The sequence below is a fragment of the Corynebacterium sp. NML 120412 genome (assembly GCF_002285155.1).
Taxonomy (GTDB): Bacteria; Actinomycetota; Actinomycetes; order Mycobacteriales; family Mycobacteriaceae; genus Corynebacterium; species Corynebacterium gottingense.
Genome location: NZ_NSGL01000001.1, coordinates 311,412 through 331,753, shown reverse-complemented (window position 1 = coordinate 331,753; position 20,342 = coordinate 311,412). Strand labels below are relative to the sequence as shown.

The 20,342-nt window shown below is 65.2% G+C and carries 16 protein-coding genes and 1 pseudogene; 8 read left to right on the top strand and 9 right to left on the bottom strand.

The window, feature by feature from the left end; all coding sequences use genetic code 11:
- The first annotated feature begins 118 nt into the window (after positions 1-118).
- Positions 119-694 carry a DUF4245 domain-containing protein gene (locus CKJ84_RS01425; RefSeq protein ID WP_095545708.1) on the top strand — a complete coding sequence of 192 codons (576 nt, stop codon included), beginning with the start codon at positions 119-121 and terminating at the stop codon, positions 692-694.
- On the opposite strand, the gene CKJ84_RS01420 is transcribed toward CKJ84_RS01425, so the two are convergent.
- Positions 691-966: an exodeoxyribonuclease VII small subunit gene (locus tag CKJ84_RS01420; RefSeq protein ID WP_095276814.1), complete on the bottom strand. Its 276-nt coding sequence runs from the start codon at positions 964-966 to the stop codon at positions 691-693. The genes CKJ84_RS01425 and CKJ84_RS01420 overlap by 4 nt on opposite strands.
- A 10-nt stretch (positions 967-976) precedes the next feature.
- Positions 977-2,227 carry an exodeoxyribonuclease VII large subunit gene (gene xseA / locus CKJ84_RS01415; protein WP_095545707.1) on the bottom strand — a complete coding sequence of 417 codons (1,251 nt, stop codon included), beginning with the start codon at positions 2,225-2,227 and terminating at the stop codon, positions 977-979.
- 154 nt (positions 2,228-2,381) lie between these two features.
- On the opposite strand from xseA, the gene CKJ84_RS01410 reads away from it, so the two are divergent.
- On the top strand, positions 2,382-3,353 hold the full coding sequence (locus CKJ84_RS01410) for a 4-hydroxy-3-methylbut-2-enyl diphosphate reductase (RefSeq protein ID WP_095545706.1): 972 nt from the start codon (positions 2,382-2,384) through the stop codon (positions 3,351-3,353).
- Between the two features lie 3 nt (positions 3,354-3,356).
- Here the strand turns inward: CKJ84_RS01410 and CKJ84_RS01405 are convergent, their stop codons facing one another.
- Genes CKJ84_RS01405 through CKJ84_RS01395 form a run of 3 tightly spaced genes read right to left on the bottom strand, consistent with a single transcriptional unit; the run spans position 3,357 to position 6,463 of the window.
- Positions 3,357-3,986 (bottom strand): DUF6542 domain-containing protein, encoded by a 630-nt coding sequence (locus tag CKJ84_RS01405; RefSeq protein WP_198949227.1) that lies wholly within the window; start codon positions 3,984-3,986, stop codon positions 3,357-3,359.
- An 11-nt stretch (positions 3,987-3,997) separates the two neighbouring features.
- On the bottom strand, positions 3,998-5,041 hold the full coding sequence (locus CKJ84_RS01400; protein WP_095545705.1) for a DNA recombination protein RmuC: 1,044 nt from the start codon (positions 5,039-5,041) through the stop codon (positions 3,998-4,000).
- 30 nt (positions 5,042-5,071) lie between these two features.
- Entirely contained in the window at positions 5,072-6,463 is a 1,392-nt protein-coding gene (locus CKJ84_RS01395) for an AI-2E family transporter (RefSeq protein WP_369801143.1), read from the bottom strand.
- 87 nt (positions 6,464-6,550) lie between these two features.
- Between CKJ84_RS01395 and ychF the strand changes: the two genes are divergently transcribed.
- Both ychF and CKJ84_RS01385 read left to right on the top strand, forming a co-directional pair.
- Entirely contained in the window at positions 6,551-7,639 is a 1,089-nt protein-coding gene (gene ychF, locus CKJ84_RS01390; RefSeq protein WP_095276806.1) for a redox-regulated ATPase YchF, read from the top strand.
- A 20-nt stretch (positions 7,640-7,659) separates the two neighbouring features.
- Entirely contained in the window at positions 7,660-9,171 is a 1,512-nt protein-coding gene (locus tag CKJ84_RS01385) for a recombinase family protein (protein WP_095545704.1), read from the top strand.
- A gap of 540 nt (positions 9,172-9,711) precedes the next feature.
- Here CKJ84_RS01385 and CKJ84_RS01380 read toward each other — a convergent pair.
- On the bottom strand, positions 9,712-10,116 hold the full coding sequence (locus CKJ84_RS01380; protein ID WP_005293770.1) for a MerR family transcriptional regulator: 405 nt from the start codon (positions 10,114-10,116) through the stop codon (positions 9,712-9,714).
- 169 nt (positions 10,117-10,285) lie between these two features.
- Between CKJ84_RS01380 and CKJ84_RS01375 the strand changes: the two genes are divergently transcribed.
- From CKJ84_RS01375 to eccB, 4 genes are all read left to right on the top strand, one after another.
- A complete protein-coding gene (locus tag CKJ84_RS01375) occupies positions 10,286-11,845 on the top strand; it encodes a SulP family inorganic anion transporter (protein ID WP_063938611.1) in 1,560 nt (519 codons plus the stop codon).
- A 249-nt stretch (positions 11,846-12,094) separates the two neighbouring features.
- Positions 12,095-12,976 carry a tRNA pseudouridine(38-40) synthase TruA gene (gene truA, locus CKJ84_RS01370; RefSeq protein ID WP_083279290.1) on the top strand — a complete coding sequence of 294 codons (882 nt, stop codon included), beginning with the start codon at positions 12,095-12,097 and terminating at the stop codon, positions 12,974-12,976.
- A 49-nt stretch (positions 12,977-13,025) separates the two neighbouring features.
- Complete coding sequence (locus tag CKJ84_RS01365) at positions 13,026-15,173, top strand: DUF6541 family protein (RefSeq protein ID WP_095545703.1); 2,148 nt, start codon at positions 13,026-13,028, stop codon at positions 15,171-15,173.
- A 97-nt stretch (positions 15,174-15,270) separates the two neighbouring features.
- Complete coding sequence (eccB, locus tag CKJ84_RS01360; protein ID WP_070421280.1) at positions 15,271-16,566, top strand: type VII secretion protein EccB; 1,296 nt, start codon at positions 15,271-15,273, stop codon at positions 16,564-16,566.
- Positions 16,567-16,899: 333 nt separating this feature from the next.
- Here eccB and CKJ84_RS12160 read toward each other — a convergent pair.
- The 3 genes and pseudogenes from CKJ84_RS12160 to CKJ84_RS01340 all read right to left on the bottom strand — a co-directional run.
- A pseudogene (locus CKJ84_RS12160) lies at positions 16,900-17,244 on the bottom strand (integrase core domain-containing protein); the annotation flags it as partial.
- Complete coding sequence (locus tag CKJ84_RS01345) at positions 17,150-18,052, bottom strand: transposase (protein ID WP_070421282.1); 903 nt, start codon at positions 18,050-18,052, stop codon at positions 17,150-17,152. The gene CKJ84_RS01345 and the pseudogene CKJ84_RS12160, both read right to left, overlap by 95 nt.
- A 470-nt stretch (positions 18,053-18,522) precedes the next feature.
- Positions 18,523-20,295 (bottom strand): penicillin-binding transpeptidase domain-containing protein, encoded by a 1,773-nt coding sequence (locus CKJ84_RS01340; protein WP_070790720.1) that lies wholly within the window; start codon positions 20,293-20,295, stop codon positions 18,523-18,525.
- Positions 20,296-20,342 lie beyond the last annotated feature (47 nt).

Sequence of the window (20,342 nt, the reverse complement as noted above, 5' to 3'; positions counted from 1 at the left end):
TCCACCAATTCGGGGGAAGATGCACCCCAGCAGGGCGGATGCGCGGCCCGCGCGTCGCTGCGGCCGCGGCGGCTGACAAATTCGGGGGTGGACCACGCCGCGTGCCATACTGGCCTACGTGGCAAGTAACAGCAGCACCCGCATCTTTCAGGACGGACGAAACATCGCGCTCAACATGGTGTTGATCGTGGTGATCATGCTCGTGGCGGTCGGCGCGACCGGTCTGTGCACGTTCAACCCCGGCAAGCCGGAGCAGGGGCCGGTGCAGGAGGTCGACGCGCGTACGTTCCTGGACATGGAGGCCCGCTCCGTGGACTTCCCGGTGGTGTACCCCGAGGCGCCGGCGGGCTGGGTGACCAACTCCGCCCGCCGCGCGATGATCGAGCAGGCGCCCGCGCCGACCGTCGGCTGGGTCACGGCCGACGGGGGCTACCTCCAGCTGACGCAGACGGGCGCCCCGCTGGACAAGGCGGTGCGGGGGGCCGACCAGAAACCGCGCGAGCTGCAGCGCTCCGTTGACGTGGGCGGCACGGAAGCGCAGGTGTACACCTCTGCGTCCGACGACGTGCGCGACCTGTGGGCCGTCGACGCCGGGCAGTCGCGGTTCCTCGTCACGGGCGCCGGCACCGAGGAGGAGTTCCGCGCGCTGATTGAGGCGGCGCTCACCGCGGCACCGCTGCCGGCGCAGAGTTAATTGGACGCGTTGCCGTCGTCGCCGTCCCCGGAGCGGGATTGGATGGCGGCTTCGACGCGCTGCGACGCTCCGTCGAGAAGCACCTCGCACCGCTTGGCAAGCGCCTCGCCGCGCTCCCAGTACTTAAGTGACTCGTCGAGGCTCATCTGGCCGAGCTCCAGGATTTTTACCGTCTCAATGAGCTCGTCGCGGGCCTGCTCGTAGCTGAGGTCCTGCGGGTCCGGGAACGCGTTCTCGCCGGCCTCGCCCGCGCCGAAAGTGTTGTCTGCCATAGTGTCTCCTTTAATCTGCTGGTGTGTTGGCCATCGAGGCCGCGGTAATAGAGCCGTCGCCCACGCGGATGCGCAGCTGCGCCCCGGGCGGTGCCTGTTCAATGCTGGTGACCACGTCCGGCCCGCTGCCGTCGCGGGGCAGGACCTGGACAATCGAGTACCCGCGCGCGAGTGTCGCGGAGGGGCCGAGCGCCGCAACCTGCGCGCGTAACGACGCCACGCCGCTGCGCTCCTGCTGCAGCAGGTACGTCACATCGCGGCGAATCTGCGTGCGAGCGCGCTCGAGTTCGTCGCGCCGCCTGGTGATGGGGGACATGGGGTCCGCGAGCGCGGGGCGACTCCGCACCGCAGCGAGGCTGTCCCGCTCGCGCCGCACCCAGCCGCGCAGCGCCGCCGCGGAGCGCTGGCGCGCCTCCGCGATAAGCGCGCGCTCCTGCGCCACGTCGGGCACGACGCGCTTGGCCGCATCGGTGGGCGTTGCCGCGCGCAGGTCCGCGACGTTGTCCAGCACCGGCGTGTCCGGCTCGTGGCCGATGGCGGAAACCACCGGAGTGCGCGCGGCCGCGACCGCGCGCTGGAGCGCCTCCTCCGAAAAGGGCAGCAGGTCCTCCACCGAGCCGCCGCCGCGGGCGATGATGATGACGTCCACGTCCGGGTTGCGGTCGAGCTGCTCGAGTGCCTCGATAATGGCCGGCACCGCGAGTGCGCCTTGCACCGGGGTATTGATGGTGCGGAACTGCACTGCAGGCCAGCGCTGCTGCGCCACGGACTGCACGTCGCGCTCCGCGGCCGAGCCCTTGCCGGTGATCAGCCCGATCGTGGTGGGCAGGTACGGCAGCCGCTGCTTCCGGGCAGGGTCGAACAGCCCCTCCGCGGCGAGCTGCTTGCGCAGCTGCTCGATGCGCGCGAGCAGCTCACCCTCACCGACGTGGCGAATCTCCGTGACCCACATAGAAAACGTGCCGCGCCCGGCGTAGAACGCGGGCTTGCCGCGCACGACAACGCGGTCGCCTTCCTTCAGCGGGGTCGGCATGTCGCGCAACATGCCCGAGTTGACGGTGAGCTGTACGCTGACCTGTTCCTGCGTGTCGCGCAGCACCAGGTAGGACAGCTTCCAGGTTGGCTTCGCGTTGATCTGGGCCAGCTGCCCCTCAACCCACAGCCACCCGAGCCGCTCGATCCACCCCTTCACGGTGGTGTTGAGCTTGGAGACTGACCATGGCGCCTCGGGCGTGGTCTTCTCTTTCGCGGTTTCTGCCACCTTTTCTCCTTTCTTCCAAAGCCGAACTTACACAGCGCACTCGCACGGCACACGGGCAGAGCGCTTCTCGACGCCACCGCCGCCACGTACGCAGCGCCCCGGGCCGTGCGAAGCCGCCTATTCTTTTAGACGCAGATTGGGTACTGTCGGTTCCATGACTGATCAGGGTAAAAAAGTTCTTCTTGCTGCGCCTCGCGGCTACTGCGCCGGGGTGGATCGCGCGGTAGAGACGGTGGAGAAGGCGCTGGAAAGGTACGGCGCGCCCGTCTACGTGCGCAAACAGATCGTGCACAACAAGTACGTTGTGGAGACCCTTGAGCAGCGCGGTGTAATTTTTGTTGATGAGACCGACGAGGTGCCGGAGGGCGCACACCTTGTCTTTTCCGCGCACGGGATTTCGCCGGCGGTGCGTGAGTCCGCCGCGAACCTGAACCTGCGCACGCTTGACGCGTCGTGCCCGCTGGTGACCAAGGTGCACAACGAGGCGAAGCGCTTCGCCCGCGACGGCTTCCACATCCTGCTCGTCGGCCACGAGGGCCACGAGGAGGTCGAGGGCACCGCGGGTGAGGCACCGGAGGTGACGCACCTGGTCGACGGCGTCGAGGGAGTGGAGAGCCTGCCGGAGTCGCTGCAGGACCAGAAGCTGGTGTGGCTCTCCCAGACCACGCTGTCCGTGGACGAGACGATGGAGATCGTGACCAAACTCAAGGAGCGCTTCCCGCACCTGCAGGACCCGCCGAGCGATGACATTTGCTACGCCACCCAAAACCGGCAGGCTGCGGTGAAGAAGATCGCGGCGGACTCAGACCTGGTTGTGGTGGTCGGCTCGCAGAACTCGTCGAATTCCAAGCGCCTGGTCGAGGTGGCGCTGGAGGCCGGTGCGAAAGACTCGCACCTGGTGGATTACGCCTCGCAGATTGACGAGGCGTGGCTCGAGGGCGTGAACACCGTCGGTGTCACGTCCGGTGCGTCCGTCCCCGAGATCCTGGTGGGCCAGGTCGTGGACTTCCTTGCGGAGCGCGGCTACACCGACGTCGAAGAGGTCACCACCACGGTGGAAACCATCACGTTCGCGCTGCCTCGCGATCTGCGTGCGCGGCGCACGAAGGAAAATACCGCGGGCTAGGCGCTAGTCGTAGAGGTTGTCGTTCAACCCGCCCCGCGTTCGCTGCGGGCGCGGGTTTTTCTCGCGCTCGGTCTTCGCGCGGTTGAGCAGCTCCTGCACGGACACGCTCGAGGTGCGCTCGCGCGCGCGGCGGCTCTGCACGGAGGTGCGCTGGTTGCTCTCTGCGACGCGGTGGCGCTCCGCACTCTCGGAGCGGGCGCGCGCACGGTTTTGCCGCTCGACCAATTTGTAGCGGACCACCGCGATGACAATTGCGCCGATTGTGATGGTGAACAGCGCGGGAAACACTTCCGTGAGCGGGTAAAACACCGTGAGTAGTGCGGCGCGCGAGGAGGTGCCTCCGTTGGCGATCTGGCTGCGCGAGAGCACGTACCCCGTAGCCAACACAGCGATGACAAACATGATCGGCGCGGACGCCACGGTGAGGAAGAGCCCCTTCGGCTCGACGACGGTGGTGACCAGGATGACCCCGACGGCAAAGCAGGCCAGCAACGGCCAACCGATTTGGCCGATCATGGTGCACAGCAGTGCTCCGGTCACGAGGGCTGCGAACTGGATGCCAATGGCAGAGCCTGTCGGCAGGCCCTGGAAGGGTGCAGACGGGGCGTTGGTATTCCGGATCACGTGAGACACGGTGAGTCAGTTTACCCGGCAGCGTGCTGCGGACGCGATGTGGCAGGCGTGAGCGGCGCGGCGTGTGCGCGGCCCGTGGGCACCTCCATATCCTCCAGCCGCCGGGCGGTCACCATGACGCGCGAGTCCATCGACGCCAGCGTGGCGTTGTATGCTTCCACGGCCTTGTCCAGCGAGGCGCCCACCTTGTTGTAGTGCTCGCCCATCACGCGCAGGCGAGTGTGTAGCTCCGCGCCGAGCCGTTGGATCTCTTTCGCCTTCTCATTGACCGAGTCCTGCCGCCAGCCGAGCGCTACCGTGCGCAGCAGCGCGAACAGGGTGGTGGGGGTGGCGATGACCACGTCGCGCGCAAGCGCGTAGTCGAGGAGCTCCGGGTCGATGGTCAAGCCTGCGTCGAGGAACGGGTCCGCGGGCACGAACATGACCACAAACTCCGGAGTGGGTTGGAACGCCTGGATATAGGACTTGGATGAGAGCGTGTCCACGTGGCGGCGCAGCAAGTGCGCGTGCCGACGCATGTACGCCTGCTTCTCCTCCGGGTCCTCCGTGTTCAGTGCGTCTAGGTACGAGGAGAACGGCACCTTCGCGTCCACCACGACGTTGCGGCCCTGCGAGAGCCGGATCACCATGTCGGGGCGGACGCCAGGGGTGTCGACGCCGCCGCGCAGGTGGGCCTGCACGTCAAAGTCGACGTGCTCCACCATCCCGCCGAGCTCGACGACGCGCTGGAGCTGGATCTCGCCCCACCGCCCGCGTGTTTGCGGGCTGCGCAGGGCGTTAATGAGCTGATCGGTGCGGTCGCCCAACCGGGCAGAGGTCCGTCCGATCGCCTGGACCTGGCTGGCCAGCGCGTTGCGGCCGACGGCCTGGTCCTTGTCCAGCTCGTCCAGCTGGTCCTGGAGCTGGGTGAGTGCACGGGCGACGGGCGCCAGGTCCGTCGGCGGCGCGGGCGTGGGGGTGTTGCGCCTGAGCCAGCTCATACCGGTGAACAGTCCCGCGATGAAGCCGAGGAGGAGGCCTGTGGCCAGGATGAGAAATGCGGTGGCGGTAGACATGCGCCCGAGTTAACCACATGCACCGAACACCTAATCCTTGGTTTCGTCCTCCGAGTCGGAATTTCCGAACATTTTGGCGAATCGGGAGTTTTCGTGGGCGTCGATAAGCTTCTTCCAGCTCGACGACCCCTGGGGCTCGTCGGCCTCGAGCTCCTCGACGACCGGCGGGGCGGTCCACTGGCGTTCCTTGCGCCACTCCGCGCGCTCGTGGACGGACTCCTTCTCCTCGATCTCGGCGATGGTGCGGCCTTCCTCGGTGACAAAGTCGAGCTCGGCTGCGAACTTCTCGCCGGAGTGAATGCGCAGGATGTCCAGGACGTAGCGGTAGCACACCGCGATCATCGCGGCCGCGGGCACGGCGAGGAAGCCGCCGATGAGGCCGAACAGGCCGCCACCGACGGTGACGGAGACCAGGACGATGACCGGGTGCAGGTTCATAGCGCGCGACTGCAGCATGGGGGAGAGGACGTTGCCCTCGAGCTGCTGGACCGCGCAGACGATGGCTAGGACGATGAGAGCCTCGGTGAACCCCAGGGAGACGAGGGCGACGAGGACGGCGAGGGCGCCTGCGGTGACGGCGCCGATGATCGGGATGAAGCCGGCGATGAAGGTGATGACGGCCAGCGTGAACGCCATCGGTACGCCGACGATGGCGATGCCGAGGCCGATAAAGACGGAGTCAACGAGCGAGACGATGGCCTGCGCGACGATGAAACCGCTCAGCGTCTTCCAGGCGCGCGTGAGTAGCTCGGTGGCGTGGAGGCCGGTACGGCCGCCCGTGGCGGAGCGTACCCACGGCAGGAAGCGGTGCCCGTCCTTGAGAAAGAAGAAGGTCAGCACAAGGAGGACCATGAGCGAGACCATGAGGCTCGCCGCGGTGCCCAGGCCGGAGAAGACGCCGCCGGCGATCGCGCCCGCCTGGTTTTGCATCCACTGGGCGACCTCGTTGATCGCCTGGCTGAGGTCGTCGGGGTCCATGTTGAGCGGCGGACCCTGCAGCCACAGCTGCATGCGCTGGATGCCTTCGAGGGCTTGCAGGTAGAGGACACGGGAATGCGAGACGATGTCCGGGGCGATGAGCAGGGCAATTGCGCTGAGCAGGCCGAAAAAGCCCAGCAGGGTGATCGTCGCGGCGAGGCCGGACGGCAGGCCCGCGTTGCGCATCCACGACGCGATGGGGGCCAAGACCGTACAGATGATCAGCGCCAGCACGATCGGCAGGACGCCGGCCCAGAATGCGCCGATGAGGTTGCCCAACGCGAACAGGAACACGGCGATGATGAGCAGGCGCAGCGTCAACATCGCGGCGCCCTTGACCCACGAGTTGATGACCACGCCGCGGTCCACGCGATCCTCCCGTTCGACCGCAGCGGTGTCCTGGGGGTCGGTGACGGTTTCGGTGTTTGCCTTGCTGCTACTCACCCGCACTATTGTGCCCCACTCGCATCCAAAGCGCTCGCACCCCCTGCGTGTCGGGGGAGGAGGCGAAGTGGGCTAGGATAGGCCGACGTGAGCCTTACACTTGGAATCGTCGGACTGCCCAACGTTGGTAAGTCAACCCTCTTCAACGCACTGACGCGCAACGAGGTGCTTGCTGCCAACTACCCGTTTGCCACCATCGAGCCCAACGTGGGTCTGGTGGAGCTGCCGGACCCGCGCCTGGACCGCCTGGCCGAGATCTTTGAATCTGAGCGGATCCTGCCCGCCACCGTGTCCTTTGTGGACATCGCCGGCATTGTGAAGGGTGCCTCCGAGGGCGAGGGGATGGGCAACGCCTTCTTGGCCAACATCCGCGAGGCGGACGCGATCTGCCAGGTGGTCAGGGCTTTTAGCGACGACAACGTGATCCACGTCGACGGCAAGATCGACCCCGCGAGCGACATTGCCGTGATCAACACCGAGCTGATCCTCGCTGACCTGCAGACCATTGAGAAGGCCCTGCCGCGCCTGGAAAAGGACGGCCGCAAGGACAAGGACATCGCCGCGCAGGCCGAGGAGACGAAGAAGGCCCAGGCCGTGCTCGAAAGCGACCGCACGCTGTTCGCCGCCTCCAAGACCGGCGAAATCGATCTCTCCCTGCTGCACCACCTGCACCTGATGACGGCCAAACCCTTCCTTTACGTATTCAACTCTGACGAGGACGTGCTGACCGACGACGCCCGCAAGCAGGAGCTGCGCGACGTCGTTGCCCCCGCCGACGCAGTCTTCCTCGACGCCCAGACAGAGACCGAGCTTTTGGAGCTTGACGACGAAGACGCGTCCGAACTCCTCGCCGCCGTCGGCCAGGACGAGCCGGGCCTGCAGACGCTGGCGAAGGCCGGTTTTGACACCCTCGGTTTGCAGACCTACCTCACGGCCGGTCCGAAGGAGGCGCGCGCCTGGACCATCCACAAGGGTGACACCGCCCCGCAGGCGGCCGGCGTGATCCACTCCGACTTTGAGAAGGGCTTCATCAAGGCCGAGATCGTCGCCTTCGAGGACCTGGACGAACTCGGCTCCATGGCCGAGGCGCGTGCTCACGGCAAGGTGCGCCAGGAGGGCAAGGATTACGTCATGGTTGACGGTGACGTGGTGGAGTTTCGTTTCAATGTAACCTGAGGCGCGCTAGTGTTAGCGGCATGACAACACGTGCTGCTATTTACCTCCGTATCTCGCTCGATGCTGCCATGGACGGCCTCGCCATCGACCGGCAGCGCCAGGACTGCGAAGCCCTTGCCGAGCAACGCGGCCGGGACGTCGTGCATACCTACGTCGATCAGTCGATCTCCGCGTCGAAGAAGGACGTGGACCGCCCCGACTACGACGCGATGGTGGCGTCCTTTGAGCGCGGCGAGATCGACGCGATCATTTGCTGGGACCTCGACCGCCTCACACGGCAGCCCTGGCAGCTCGAAGAGTGGATCGACAGGGCAGAGGAGCAGGGGCTGAAACTCGTCACTGCGAACGGTGATGCTGACCTTGCCACCGACGGCGGCAGAATGTACGCGCGCATCAAAGCAGCCGTGGCACGCGGCGAGATCGAGCGAAAGAGCATGCGCCAGTCTCGTGCGCAACAGCAACGCGCCGAGCAGGGCCGCTGGTACTCCGGCGGTGTGCGCCCTATCGGCTACACCTCCACCGGCGAGATCATTCCATCCGAAGCCGCCGCCGTGCTCGGTATGTTCCGCGCTGTCGAGAGGGGCAACTCCATGCGCGACATTGCGCGCGCCTTATCTGGGGTCGATCAACCGGGCTTGCCGGATATCCCGACCACGCCGCGCCATATGTACACCGTGGTCACAGAGCGCAACGCTCGACGCCGCGCTGAAGGCCAGGAAGAAAAGCCGGTTCCCGACGCGCAGCCGTGGGCCTACACGTCGTTGCACTCGATCCTGCGCAACCCCGTGTATGCGGGTTACTCCACTTATAAGAAGGCCAAGCGCAAAGGCGTGAAGAACAAATACCGCCGTGTCACGCATATCGTCCGCGACCCCGATACCGGCGAGCCGGTGAAAGGGCAGTGGGAGCCGATCGTCACACCAGATCTGTGGTGGCGCGTGCAGAACGTGCTCGACGATCCCGACCGGCTGACCAACAAGGAGCGCCGGAACACTCGCCGCCATCTCGGCTCGGGTCTGTATGTCTGCGACGAGTGTGGCAACCCCGTGCGCACACATGCCGACCGCTACCGCTGCGCCGCCTGTGGATTAGTGCGCACACATAGCGTCGATGATTTTGTGCTCGCCGTGATCCGCGCCCGCCTTGGCCGTGACGACCTGGCGGACCTGCTGCCGACTGTGGACGACGACGAGGTCAACGCCATCGACGACGAACTCGCTGAGCTTCGCGCAAAGCTCGCCCGCGTCCAGGCTGACTACGATGAGGAGCTTATCGAGGCCCGTGACCTCAAGCGCGCGCGAAACCGTTATGAGCCGCAGATCGAGAAACTCGAAACGCGCCGTGCCCGTCTTGCTGGCGCATCGGCGCTGCTCGACACAACCGGCTACGCCTCGCCCGTGGATGCCTTCGACAACGCAGAGCTTGCCGTGCAGCGCCGAGTCATCAATACCCTGTGCCAGGTGCGCCTGCGCCGTGGCGTGCGCGGCACCAAGACCTTTAACCCTGAATCGGTGCAGATCGTGTGGAACTAGGTTGCAGTGTGTGACACGTCAACAATCGCGCGCATGCGCTGCGGCGCGCAAAGCTCTTACGAAGGAACGCCACGGGAGCCGGCAGTTCGGGGGAGATCTGCCTTCGTGTATCGGGGGCGACACTGCTCAACCGTGGCGTTCGCAGGAAGTATGACACGGCTCTTGTTACCCCAGAGGTCGTAGGTTCGAATCCTGCCCCCGCTACCAACTTCCAAGCCCCTACCAGGAGAAACACTGGTAGGGGCTTTAGTTATTTCTCTTAAGGCGCACGTCCTGGGACTCAAATCGGGACTTTAGCGATGGCATTTTGTCACTTAAGCCGGTTTGGAAGTGATGGGGTTAAGTGACAATTTTCGATTTTGTGACCTTGGATGACTGTGTCGTTTTGAGGAGTCGTCTGCACGGATTTCAGAAGTCCTCTGTACTATCGCCATCCACTCCGGAGAGGCCGCGGGCGTTCGTCCACTTCATCTGGAACGCGATTCGACAGAGCGCATTCAATACGATGGTCTTTTTCTCCCTGCGAAGGATGGGGGCAGTTTAGGGTGCCAGGGTGTTGACCAGATCGAGGAATTCCTCAGCGTAGGCAATTTGCTTGCGTAGCTTTTCGTAGCGGGTGCGCGTCTCCTCACGAATGTCGGCAAGGGTGGCCTTGGCATTACTCCGTGCCTGCTGTGCGGTATCACTGTCCTGCCCGCCATCTGAACTATGAAGAATCTCCGCAGCTTCCAGGAATTCCCGCATCTGATCCAGAGTAAACCCCAGCGGTTTCATCCGTCGCACCAGCAAAACACGACGTACATCAGCCTCACTATAAAGCCTGAACCCACCAGGGCTACGCCCCGATGGGGTAATCAGGCCGACGTTGTCATAATAACGCAAGGTGGGAATCGACAACCCCGTCTGGTCAACGACCTCGCCGATCTTGAAATTACTGTTTTGCATTGCCTGTTCTCCTTCACGGTGATGTTGCCCACGGGTTCCTGTGCCTGGGTTGGCGGTTGAGTAAAACTCCCGCTACCATGACCACCATCACCAAACCTAAAGTTACTAGAGGGTTGGATTCCTTTCGGGCGTTCGCCCAGTTACCTATCCCCTCAAAGATTGGACATCTATGACTGAAACTAGCACGGCGGCCCCCCGCCCCCTCCTGAGTCCAGACGGCGCTGATGCCCCTACCGGGATCATCGCATCCTTCCGTTACGCATTTTCTTCCCCCGCCCGTATCCGTATAGAGATTCTGGCCGGACTGGCGGTATCCCTGGCGCTGATCCCTGAGGCCATTGCCTTTTCCATCCTTGCCGGTGTTGACCCAGCCATGGGTCTGTTTTCCTCGGTAGTCATGGCCATTGCGATCGCCTTTACCGGTGGCCGCCCGGCAATGACCACCGGCGCCACCGGGGCTATTGCCCTAGTCATTGCTCCTGTGGCGCGTGGTTACGGGATGGATTATTTCATCGCCACCGTCCTGTTGGGCGGTGTCCTACAAATCGTGCTCGGCGCCCTCGGTGTGGCGAAACTTCAGCGTTTTATCCCCCGATCGGTGATGCTGGGTTTCGTCAATGCACTGGGCATTATGATTTTCACCGCCCAACTCGAACACCTCATTGATGTGCCTTGGATAGTCTACCCACTCGTCGGCTTGGGTGTGGTGATCATGATTTTCTTCCCCAAGCTCACCAGTGTGATCCCCGCCCCGCTGGTCACGATTATCGTGCTCACCGGTTTGGTCATTGCCGCCGGTTTGACTGTCCCGACGGTCTCGGACATGGGCAAGATGCCGGAGACCTTACCGTCCCTGTTTATTCCGAACGTGCCGTGGACGTTGGAGACCCTGCAGATCATCGCGCCTTATGCCCTGGCCATGGCCGTGGTCGGTCTCATGGAATCGTTGATGACCGCCAAGCTCGTCGATGACATCACCGACACTCATTCCGATAAAACTCGTGAATCCTGGGGACAGGGGGTGGCTAATATTGCCTCCGGTTTCTTCGGCGGCATGGGTGGCTGCGCGATGATCGGTCAAACCATGATCAACGTCCGCGAATCCGGGGCACGTACCCGCCTATCCACCCTGTTAGCCGGTGTGTTCCTGCTGGTCCTGGTCCTGGCACTGGGCGACATCGTTGGCATGATCCCGATGGCTGCGCTGGTGGCAATCATGATCATGGTCTCGGTCGGCACCATCGACTGGCACTCGGTGCATCCACGCACCCTTAAACTCATGCCGGTCTCTGAGACCATTGTTATGGCCGTGACGATTATTGCCACCCTAGCCACCAGCAACCTGGCCATTGGTGTGGTGTTGGGTGTGGTCACCGCGATGATCATGTTCGCCCGTCGGATGGCACATATCGCTTCCATTGAAAAGGTCTCCGAGATCGACGGCGACGGCGATGGAGAGATTGATACTCGTACCTACCGGGTGCATGGCCAGTTGTTTTGGGCATCAAGCAATGACCTGGTTTATCGCTTTGATTACACCGATTCTGCCCGTCATATCACTATTGATCTCACTGAGGCGGAGATCTGGGATGCCTCCACGGTCGCGACCTTTGACGCGATTACGCAGAAGTTCCAGGACAGAGGCAAAACCGTGTCCATTATCGGGCTCGACGGTCCCAGTCAGGACCGGCTGAACCGCCTGTCTGGCCGGCTTGGCACCGGCCACTAACATCCCCCGACTCGAGCACATCGACTTGGCGCCCCAACTTATAACCGGGGCGCCAGTTTATTGGTGCTGTTGCAAAGTTGGGGCATAGGAAGAGCATAAAAGAAGCGTAGCGGTTAACCGCTACATACGACCTGGGGTTTTGTGAAGCGATTTCAAACGCATCTAGTGGCGCCATTTATGGTTGGGGGCATGGGCGCAGGAAAAAGTGATTTCGACGTTGTAGGTGACCGTGCGGACGATCCGGAAGAGATGGTGCGCCTGCGGTTCGATGTCGCTTACGACGGCACGGACTTCCACGGTTGGGCGCGCCAGAAACCTGCCGGTGGGGAAGAGCTCCGCACGGTGCAGGGCGTGCTGGAGGACGCGCTGAGCCTGATCCTGCGCTACCCGGTGGAGCTGACGGTGGCCGGCCGGACGGACGCGGGAGTCCACGCCGCCGGGCAGGTGGCGCATGCGGATATTCCGGTGTCGTCACTGGACCAGAGGTCGATTGAGGGGGATCCGGGGAGGTTGGTGCGTCGATTAGCGAAATTGCTTGATCCCGACGTGCGCGTTTCGGCAGTGTCCGCCGCGCCCGACGGCTTCGACGCGCGTTTCTCGGCGTTGACGCGCACCTACCGCTACCGGGTGACCACCGCGGACGGCGGCGCGCTGCCCCTGCGCGTGAGGGACACCGCGGTGTGGCCGAAGAAGGTGGACCTGGACGCGGCGCAAGAATTCGCGAATGCCGTGGTCGGGCTGCACGACTTCGCGGCGTTCTGCAAAGCGCGGCCGCACGCCACCACGATCCGGGAGGTCCGCTCGTTCGAGTGGCGCGACGTGTCCACCGGTGAGGAACCCGAGCTCTACGAGGCGGTCATCGTCGCCGACGCGTTCTGCTGGCACATGGTCCGCGCGCTGGTGGCCACGTGTCTCGACGTCGGCTCCGGCAAGCGCGACGGTGAGTGGGCCGCGGCTTTGCTGGGGGAGAAGGAACGCTCTGCCGCGGTGAGTTTGGCACCCGCAAATGGGTTGACCCTCCTCGGCGTCGACTACCCGGCAGATAACGAACTCGCAGCTCGCGCTGCAGTGACGCGCGACCGGCGCGACGCTTCGGAGGTGCACTCCGAGTCTTCCCGGGCGACGGAATAGACTGCTTGGGCAGGAATTGTCCGAACGAGTCGCCCCCGGGAGGTAGCGCATGGATGCAGTCGGTGCCGTGTGGTTGGCCATCGCTGTATTCACATTGCCGGGGCTGATCTTCGCGTGGGTCGCGGGCGCGAAACTGCCCGCTGCGGCCGCGTCGTCGCTGCCCGCGACCTTCGGCATCGTCGGGTTGGGCAGCTGGATGTACGGCGCGATGGGAATCCGCTTCGGGTGGCCGTCGTTCATCGTTTTCTTAGTGCTCATGCTGTGTCTGGCGGCCGGGTGGCGCTACGCGTTCGCGCGGCGGGCGAGAAAACGCGCGGCGAAGAATTGGGTGCGTGCCCTGTGGCCGGGCGACTGGCGGCGCGGCAGTATCGCCGACCCGTCGTGGGTGCTGCCCGGCGCCGGCGTCGTGGCTGGCGCGTGGATGCTGATCGCCAAGCAGCTCGAACTCCAGTCGAAGGTGCCCGGCCAGCTGGACAATATTGTCCAGGGTTGGGACATCCAGTGGCACGTCAATGCGGTGCGCTTCATCATGGAGGAAGGCATTGCCTCGCCCACGCGGATGGGCGAGCTGCAGAACCCCGAAACGCACATCGATCTTTTCTATCCTTCCGCTTTCCACGCGGCGACGGCGCTGTTTGCCAGCGCGGGCGACCTCGCCCCCGTGGAAGCCGTGAACCTCGCGTCGATCGTGCTGCCGAGTCTCGCCCTGACCGCCGGCGCCGCTGGTCTGGCGTGGGCGATGGCGCGCGGCCGCGGCATGGTCGCGCAGATCGCCGCGGGACTGGCCGCCATCGCGGTGTACGCCTCGCCGGTGCTGGTGTGGATCCCGGATTTCGTGGGCATGCGCCCCTACATCGTGGCGATCGGACTGTCCGGCATCGTCATCGCGTTGATCCACCAGGTGCCGCGCTACCGCGCGCTGGCCCTGCCGACGCTGTTCGCGTTCTTAGGCATGATGCAGGTCCACCCGTCCGCGGTGCTCGCCGTGCTGCTGTACTGGCTGACCTACCTGGTGTGGCGCCCGGACCGCTCGCGTGTTAGCGATGTCCTGTGGCTGGCCATTCCGGCGCTCGGCGCGACGGTGGCGTTCCTCCCGCAGCTCATCGCCGGCCAGACTCAGGCCGAAGAGGTGAACACCTGGGACGCCAGCGAGAATGTCACTTCAGGGGAGGCCTGGGAGAAGGCGTTCAAGATGAGCACCCGCCACGTGGGCGAGTTCTTCCCCGACTTCGACCCGACCATCCTGCTGTGGCTCGCCGGCTTCGGCGCGATCGCCATGGTGGTCTGGCGCGGGCAGGTGTGGGCGCCCGTCTTCTACGGGCTCATGACGGCCAGCGCGGCGCATGCGCTGCACCCGTTCGACGGACTGTGGGAACCGCTTTTGACCCTGCTCGGGTCCCCGCACTACAACTCCGCGCACCGCATCATCACGGTCGTGGCGCTGACCGTCATCGCCGGTGCCGCTGTCGGCGCCGCGATGATCATCCGCGTGTTCACGCTCGCTCCCGTCGCTGCCCGCTACGGCACCCGCCCGTGGGTGTGGGGCACGTCGATTGCCTCCGCTATCCTCGCGGTTCTCGTCGGGTGGGGCACCGGCGCCTGGGCGTCCACCGTCGCCGTCGACGGCGCGAAGATGTCCTTCGACGCCTCCCGCCTCAACGACCGCATGGTCGACGACGACCAGCTCACGGCCTACGCCTGGCTCGCCTCCCGCCCGGAGGCTCACGAGGGCTTAGTCATGGGCGAATCCACCGACGGGTATTCCTGGGCCTACGCCATCGACGGCGTGCCCACAGTCGCCCGCCACTACCTGTGGCCCAACGGCGGCCTGGGCGTCGACTCGAACCTGCTCGCCGACCGCGCCGGCCAACTCGGCGCCGGTGAACGCGGCCGACCGAACGAGAAATCGCCCGCCGACGACGCCGCCGCCGACCTGGGCGTCCGCTTCATCGTCTCCTCCGGCAACACCTTCTGGCCCGGGCCCAAAAACTGGCAGGTGGACAAGGCCCTGTGGACCACCCCCGGCGTCACGCCCGTCTACCAGCGCGGTCGCGTGACCATCTTCGCCGTCAACGCGCAGCTCACCCCAGCTGAGATCAAGGAACTCCAGCGCGACGCCGTCGCCAACGGCGGCTCCACCGAGCTGCCTGAGCTGACTCCGACGAGTGAGGAGCTGGCGGCCGCGGGCGTCGAATAGCGTTGCGCACTTCAGTGCGCATTTTCGGGTTGAAGCCCGCCCCGCATGCGCTTAGCGTCGTTTAAAGAAGCCATTGCTAATCGACGGGGGCGTCCACATGGCTCAGCACACTCATGCCGTTTCGGGGGAGACAAAGCAGGCGCGCAGGCTGTTGCCGACGACGCGTTCGCAGGTTTCGGGGCACCGTTTCATGCGCCGGCGCGTGGAGCACGGGCTCATTTACGGGGATATCCGGATGATTCATGATCCATTGGCGGCACGGCGTCGTTCGGCGATCTTCGGGATGGTCGCGGTGGCGCTCATCGCGGCGGGATCGGGGCTGTTCGCGTGGTTGCGGCCGAATCCGGATCCGGGCGCGGCGGCGATTCTGCGGGCCAATGACGGGGCGATGTACGTGCGGGTCGGGGAGGTAGTGCACCCGGTGACGAACCTGACGTCGGCGCGACTGATCGCAGGCAGTGCGGAGGAGCCGCAGCGCGTGGGGGAGGAGCGACTCACCGAGATGCCGCGCGGTGTGCCGTTGGGTATCGCCACGGCGCCGGCGATGTTCGCGCCGGGTGATGCGGTGGATGCTGCGTGGTCGGCGTGCGAGGGGGAGGAGCGTGTCACGGTTGTCGCCGGGGAACCGGTGCAGCAGCTTGCCGACGGGCAGGCTGTCGCGGTTACTCAGGGCGGCAACGAGTGGATGCTCACCAATGAGGGGCGCGCAAAACTCCCGCCAGACAGCGATGCACAGGGCAGGCTGATCCGACGCGCCCTGGGCATCGACGCGCGGGTCGTCCGCGCAGACATCAGTGCGCCGGTGCTGTCCGCGATCCGCGAACTTCCGCCGGTCCGCCTGCCACACCCATTGCCGCGCCTGTTGCTCGCCGACGGCACCGACGAAGCATGGGCTGTCACACAGCATGGCGGCATTCAGCCCGTTTCGGAATTACAGAAGCAGTTGCTTATCGACGCCGCCGCACCCACCTCAACCTCTTCCCCCTCCCAGATTGCCGCGTATCCGGATGCCCAAGTCCCGCTAGATATCGCCGTTCCGGAGAAAGCGCCGGAGTGGGTTGATCCACAAGGATCGGCCGTGTGCGTGACGGAGTCAGGCTCTGTTGCACTCGTTGCCCCAGATTCGGATGTCTTGACCGCAGGATCGGTCGAGCTGTCCGGTGACAGCCCCGCGACCCATTTCGTCGGGTTAGCCTCCGGTGCTGTCGGCGTCGACACCGGTGCCGGCTACCACGTCGTGTCCGCTTCAGGTCAGCGCCATCTGGTGGATACCAGGGACAACCTCGACGTCGTCGGCGCACTGCACGTGGACACCGTTCCGTGGAGCATCCTCAGTCTCCTGCCCGAAGGCCCGGCCCTCACACGCGAGGCAGCGCTGACCGCGACCTACTGATAGCGCTGCGACGCCAGTCAATCTGGTCTCGGTGCACTACCTTCGCGGCGAGTTTTAGCCGTGGTGAATGGAGCGATGCCGGGGTCGGCCCTGGAGGAGTATCCGTCGAAAAGCGCCCACTGCGACAGCAAGGGCGGCGACGAGCACGACGCTTGCGACCGTGAAACTGCTTCGGTGTGGGGCAGCGGAATCAATGGTCGCAATTGGGCGCGCACGCAGCGGTGCGGTGTCGGGGCTCTGCTCGCGTTCGACGAATGGGACAGCCCGCAGTGGGTCGACGGCCCCGCCGTGCGGTTCCGCGGAGGCGGTGATCATGATAGTCAGTGCAGCTAATCAGGCGGCTTCAAAGGCATTCGGCGAGCGGTAGCCGGACCATGAGTGCAAACGTTTCGTGTTGTACCGGGTGCACCACCGAAACACATCCCGGCGGCACACCAGCTGACTTGGAAAAACAGGCTCATCCTGAAGGACTTCCCGCTTCAGTGACGCGTTGAACGACTCCGCCAACGAGTTATCCGCACTCGTCCCGATCGCTCCCATCGACTGGGTGACGCCGAACTGCTCACACAACCTCCGGTACTGCTCAGAGGTATAAACACTGCCGTGATCCGAGTGGAAAATCGCCCCATTCAGGTCTCCTCGTACCTTCCAGGCCATCGTCAGGGCTTCGGATGATAATCCGCATATCTGTGGGGTATTTGTCGAGGTTAATGCCCAGTGGTTCCCCGGCCCAGGATCGCATCCGGGAAGTGATGTCTGCGACATAAGCGTCCGTGGTGTCGCTGACCGTACCGCCCGCGCGGATGATGCCTTGTTTGATGCCCTCGCCGAGCGTGGAGGCGATGTCGCCGATCTGCCAGGTCACCGGCAACCCCACCGAATACGCCAGGCCTTGTTGGTTGAGGTGTCTCAGAAAGGCCTGGGATCCGCCGGCGGAATCCGTGCGTATCAGCAAACGCTTCCCCCACTCCTGACCATCGACGCGGTTGGGGATCGCGGCCAAGGCCTGGTCGAGGACGTCCTTGTGGTCGTCGGCGGTATTCGAGCCGACGTTGTCCGGACGCAGCAGGACGGCTGCGGGTTCACCGGTCAGCCCGTCGCCGTGGTCGATGATCGCGCACAGCGGGTGGAACCCGTAGTGCTTCTTCCAGGTCGGGGCCGCTTTTTCCTTGTCTGAGTGGGCGAGGATTTCCGTGGCGTCCAGGTCCAGAACCAACGGAGCATCGGTGCTGGCCGCGGCGGCGGGGTTGCGGGCACCGCAGGCGGTCCAGTCCGCGGTACGGGCTGTTTTCATGCCGGCCAGCACCGCGGTTGTGCCGGCACCGGCAGCTTCGTCGTCGTGGTCGGCGAGTTCCTTGCGGCGGCGGTGCACCGTGGAGTGCGACGGCACCTGGTCGACCAGGCCGGTGGCCACCAACGGGCCCAGGAGATCAACATCGCCTGCGTCGTCCCCGCTGAGGGCCAGTGCCAGGGCTAGTGCGGTCATGGTGTGCAGCAGGTTCGGGTTCTGTCACTCGGCCAGTTCCACGTCGATGGCATCGGCGACTTTGACGGCGTCGGCGGTGGCGGCCAATAACATGAGTCCGGCGTTCGAGCACAGTTGAGCAGGAGCGGGGTACCGACATGGAAGCTGGTAGTCTTCACCCTGAAGGTGATCCCTTCGAGCAGGCAAATTGTGACATCAACAACTACTAATTTGCCTGGTCAATGGTCACTTTCCTTGGATCTTCACCACATGTCAGTCGGCTTCCCGTGAAAACACCGGGTTACCTTCTCGAATATGTTGACCGACAGTGAACGACTCCTCATTTTTTAACGCAGAAGTTGACGTGATCACCCGAGGTATTGCGGACTTTTGTCCGGAACGTCCTCTTCCGCCCCCTGAATGGGGCTGACCTGCACTAATACTACTTTTGGGGGATCGACGTGAGCGTTGGCCCGGGTGATGGGGTCCGCTCAGCGCCACTCCGACATCGCGTCATCGCGCAGGAAACGGCCCGTGGCCGCCACCGCCGGTCCCGAGGACTCCGCCCCGGCGACGAAGGTGCAGAACGCAAGGTCACCCTTGATGCCGGCGAACCAGCCGTGGGCGGGCCGGTTGCCCCCGACCTCCGCGGTCCCGGTCTTGCCGCCGAGACCGTGGATGTCGCTCAGGCTGGCGGCGGTCCCGGAGTCCACCGTCTCCGCCATCATCGCGCGCAGGGCCCGCACTGTCGCCGGGTCGAGCGGCTCGGGGTCCTGATCGGCGGTGGTCTCCTCACCCTGGATCAGGGTCGGCAGCACCATCCGGCCGTTGTTGCCCAGGGAGGCCTCCATGACGGCCAGCCCGAAGGGGGAGGAGAGGACCTCGCCCTGGCCGATGGCGGCCTCCACCCGGGCCGCGCCGGGCTCGGTGACGGGGACGGAGCCGGTCACCGAGTTCATGCCGGGCGCGGTGAAGTCCACGCCCAGTCCGAGACGCGCCGCCGTGTTCCTCATGTCGTCCGGCTCCAGATCCTGGGAGATGAAACCCTGGGTGGTGTTGCAGGACTGGGCGAAGGCCTGCGTCATGGAGACGTCCCCGAGGGCGAAGTTGCCGTCGTTGGGGATGACGCGGCCATCGATCTCCGCGGTGGCGGGGCAGGCGACGGTGGAGTCGGGTACCACGGTGCCGCGTTCGAGGGCGGCGGCGGTGGTCACCGTCTTGAAGGTGGAGCCGGGCGGGTACAGCCCGCTCAGCGAGACGGGGCCGAGGGCGTCGGCGGCGTCGTTCTGCGCGACGGCGATAACCCCGCCGGTGGAGGCGCTGAGGGCGACGATCGCCGCGGGCTGCTCGATCGGCTCCAGGGCCCGCTTCGCGGCCGTCTGCACCCCGAGGTCCATCGTGGTGCGCACGGGTTCGCTCTCCGCCGGTTCCACCTGCCCCAGGATGGTCGTGCCGGTGGGGGAGGTGGCCTGGAGGGTCCAGCCGGCGTCGGCCGTGATCTTCTCCGACCAGTAGTCGCGCAGGCCGCCGTCCACCGGGGAGGCGGTGTCCCGGGTGGGGCCGAGCATGCGGCCCTCCTCCCGCAGGTCCAGTCCCTTGATCGCCCGCAGGGCGTCCCCTATCACGGCGAAGTCCCGCTCTCGGAGGGTGAACAGCCCCACCGGGGAGCCGTCCCCGGACTCGATCTGGGCGGTGACGGATTCGGCGGTGGAGGTCGGCACGACCGGGCGGACGGCGGCGGCGATCTCCCCGGCCCGCGGGATCAGCTCCGGGCCCGCGGAGACGACGGTGACAGGTGTCCAGGACAGGATGTCGGTGCCGTTGCGGTCGGTCACCGGCAGAGTGAAGGTCTTGTCGTCGGAGTAGAGGAAGCGACTGTCCCCGTTCAGCTCCGTGGAGAAGATCCGCTTGTCCCAGGTGATGAGGTCGCTGTCCTGTTCGGAGAGGGTGATCGTCCCGGTGGTAGTGGACTCATCGCCATTCGGGACGGTCCAGGTGGCGGTGATCTCGGTGGCGCCGTCCTCCTCGCCGCCGGCGTCCAGTTCCACGCTGGTCCCGCCGATGCCCGCGCGCAGCTGCTCCAGGTCGGCTGCGGCCCGGGCGGGATCGTCGCTGAGTGTGGCGGCACCGGCGTCGTCACCGGCGTTGAAGGCGGCGACGAACTCGTCCACCGCGTCCCGGAACCAGGGCACGGTGCAGGAGGAGAGCGCGAGCGCCGTAGCGGCGAGCAGGGCGGAGACACGGACAGTGGTGCGGGTGGTCATGCCGGATGAGATTAGGCCCACGGGCTCACCGCTACCACGTTCCCGCA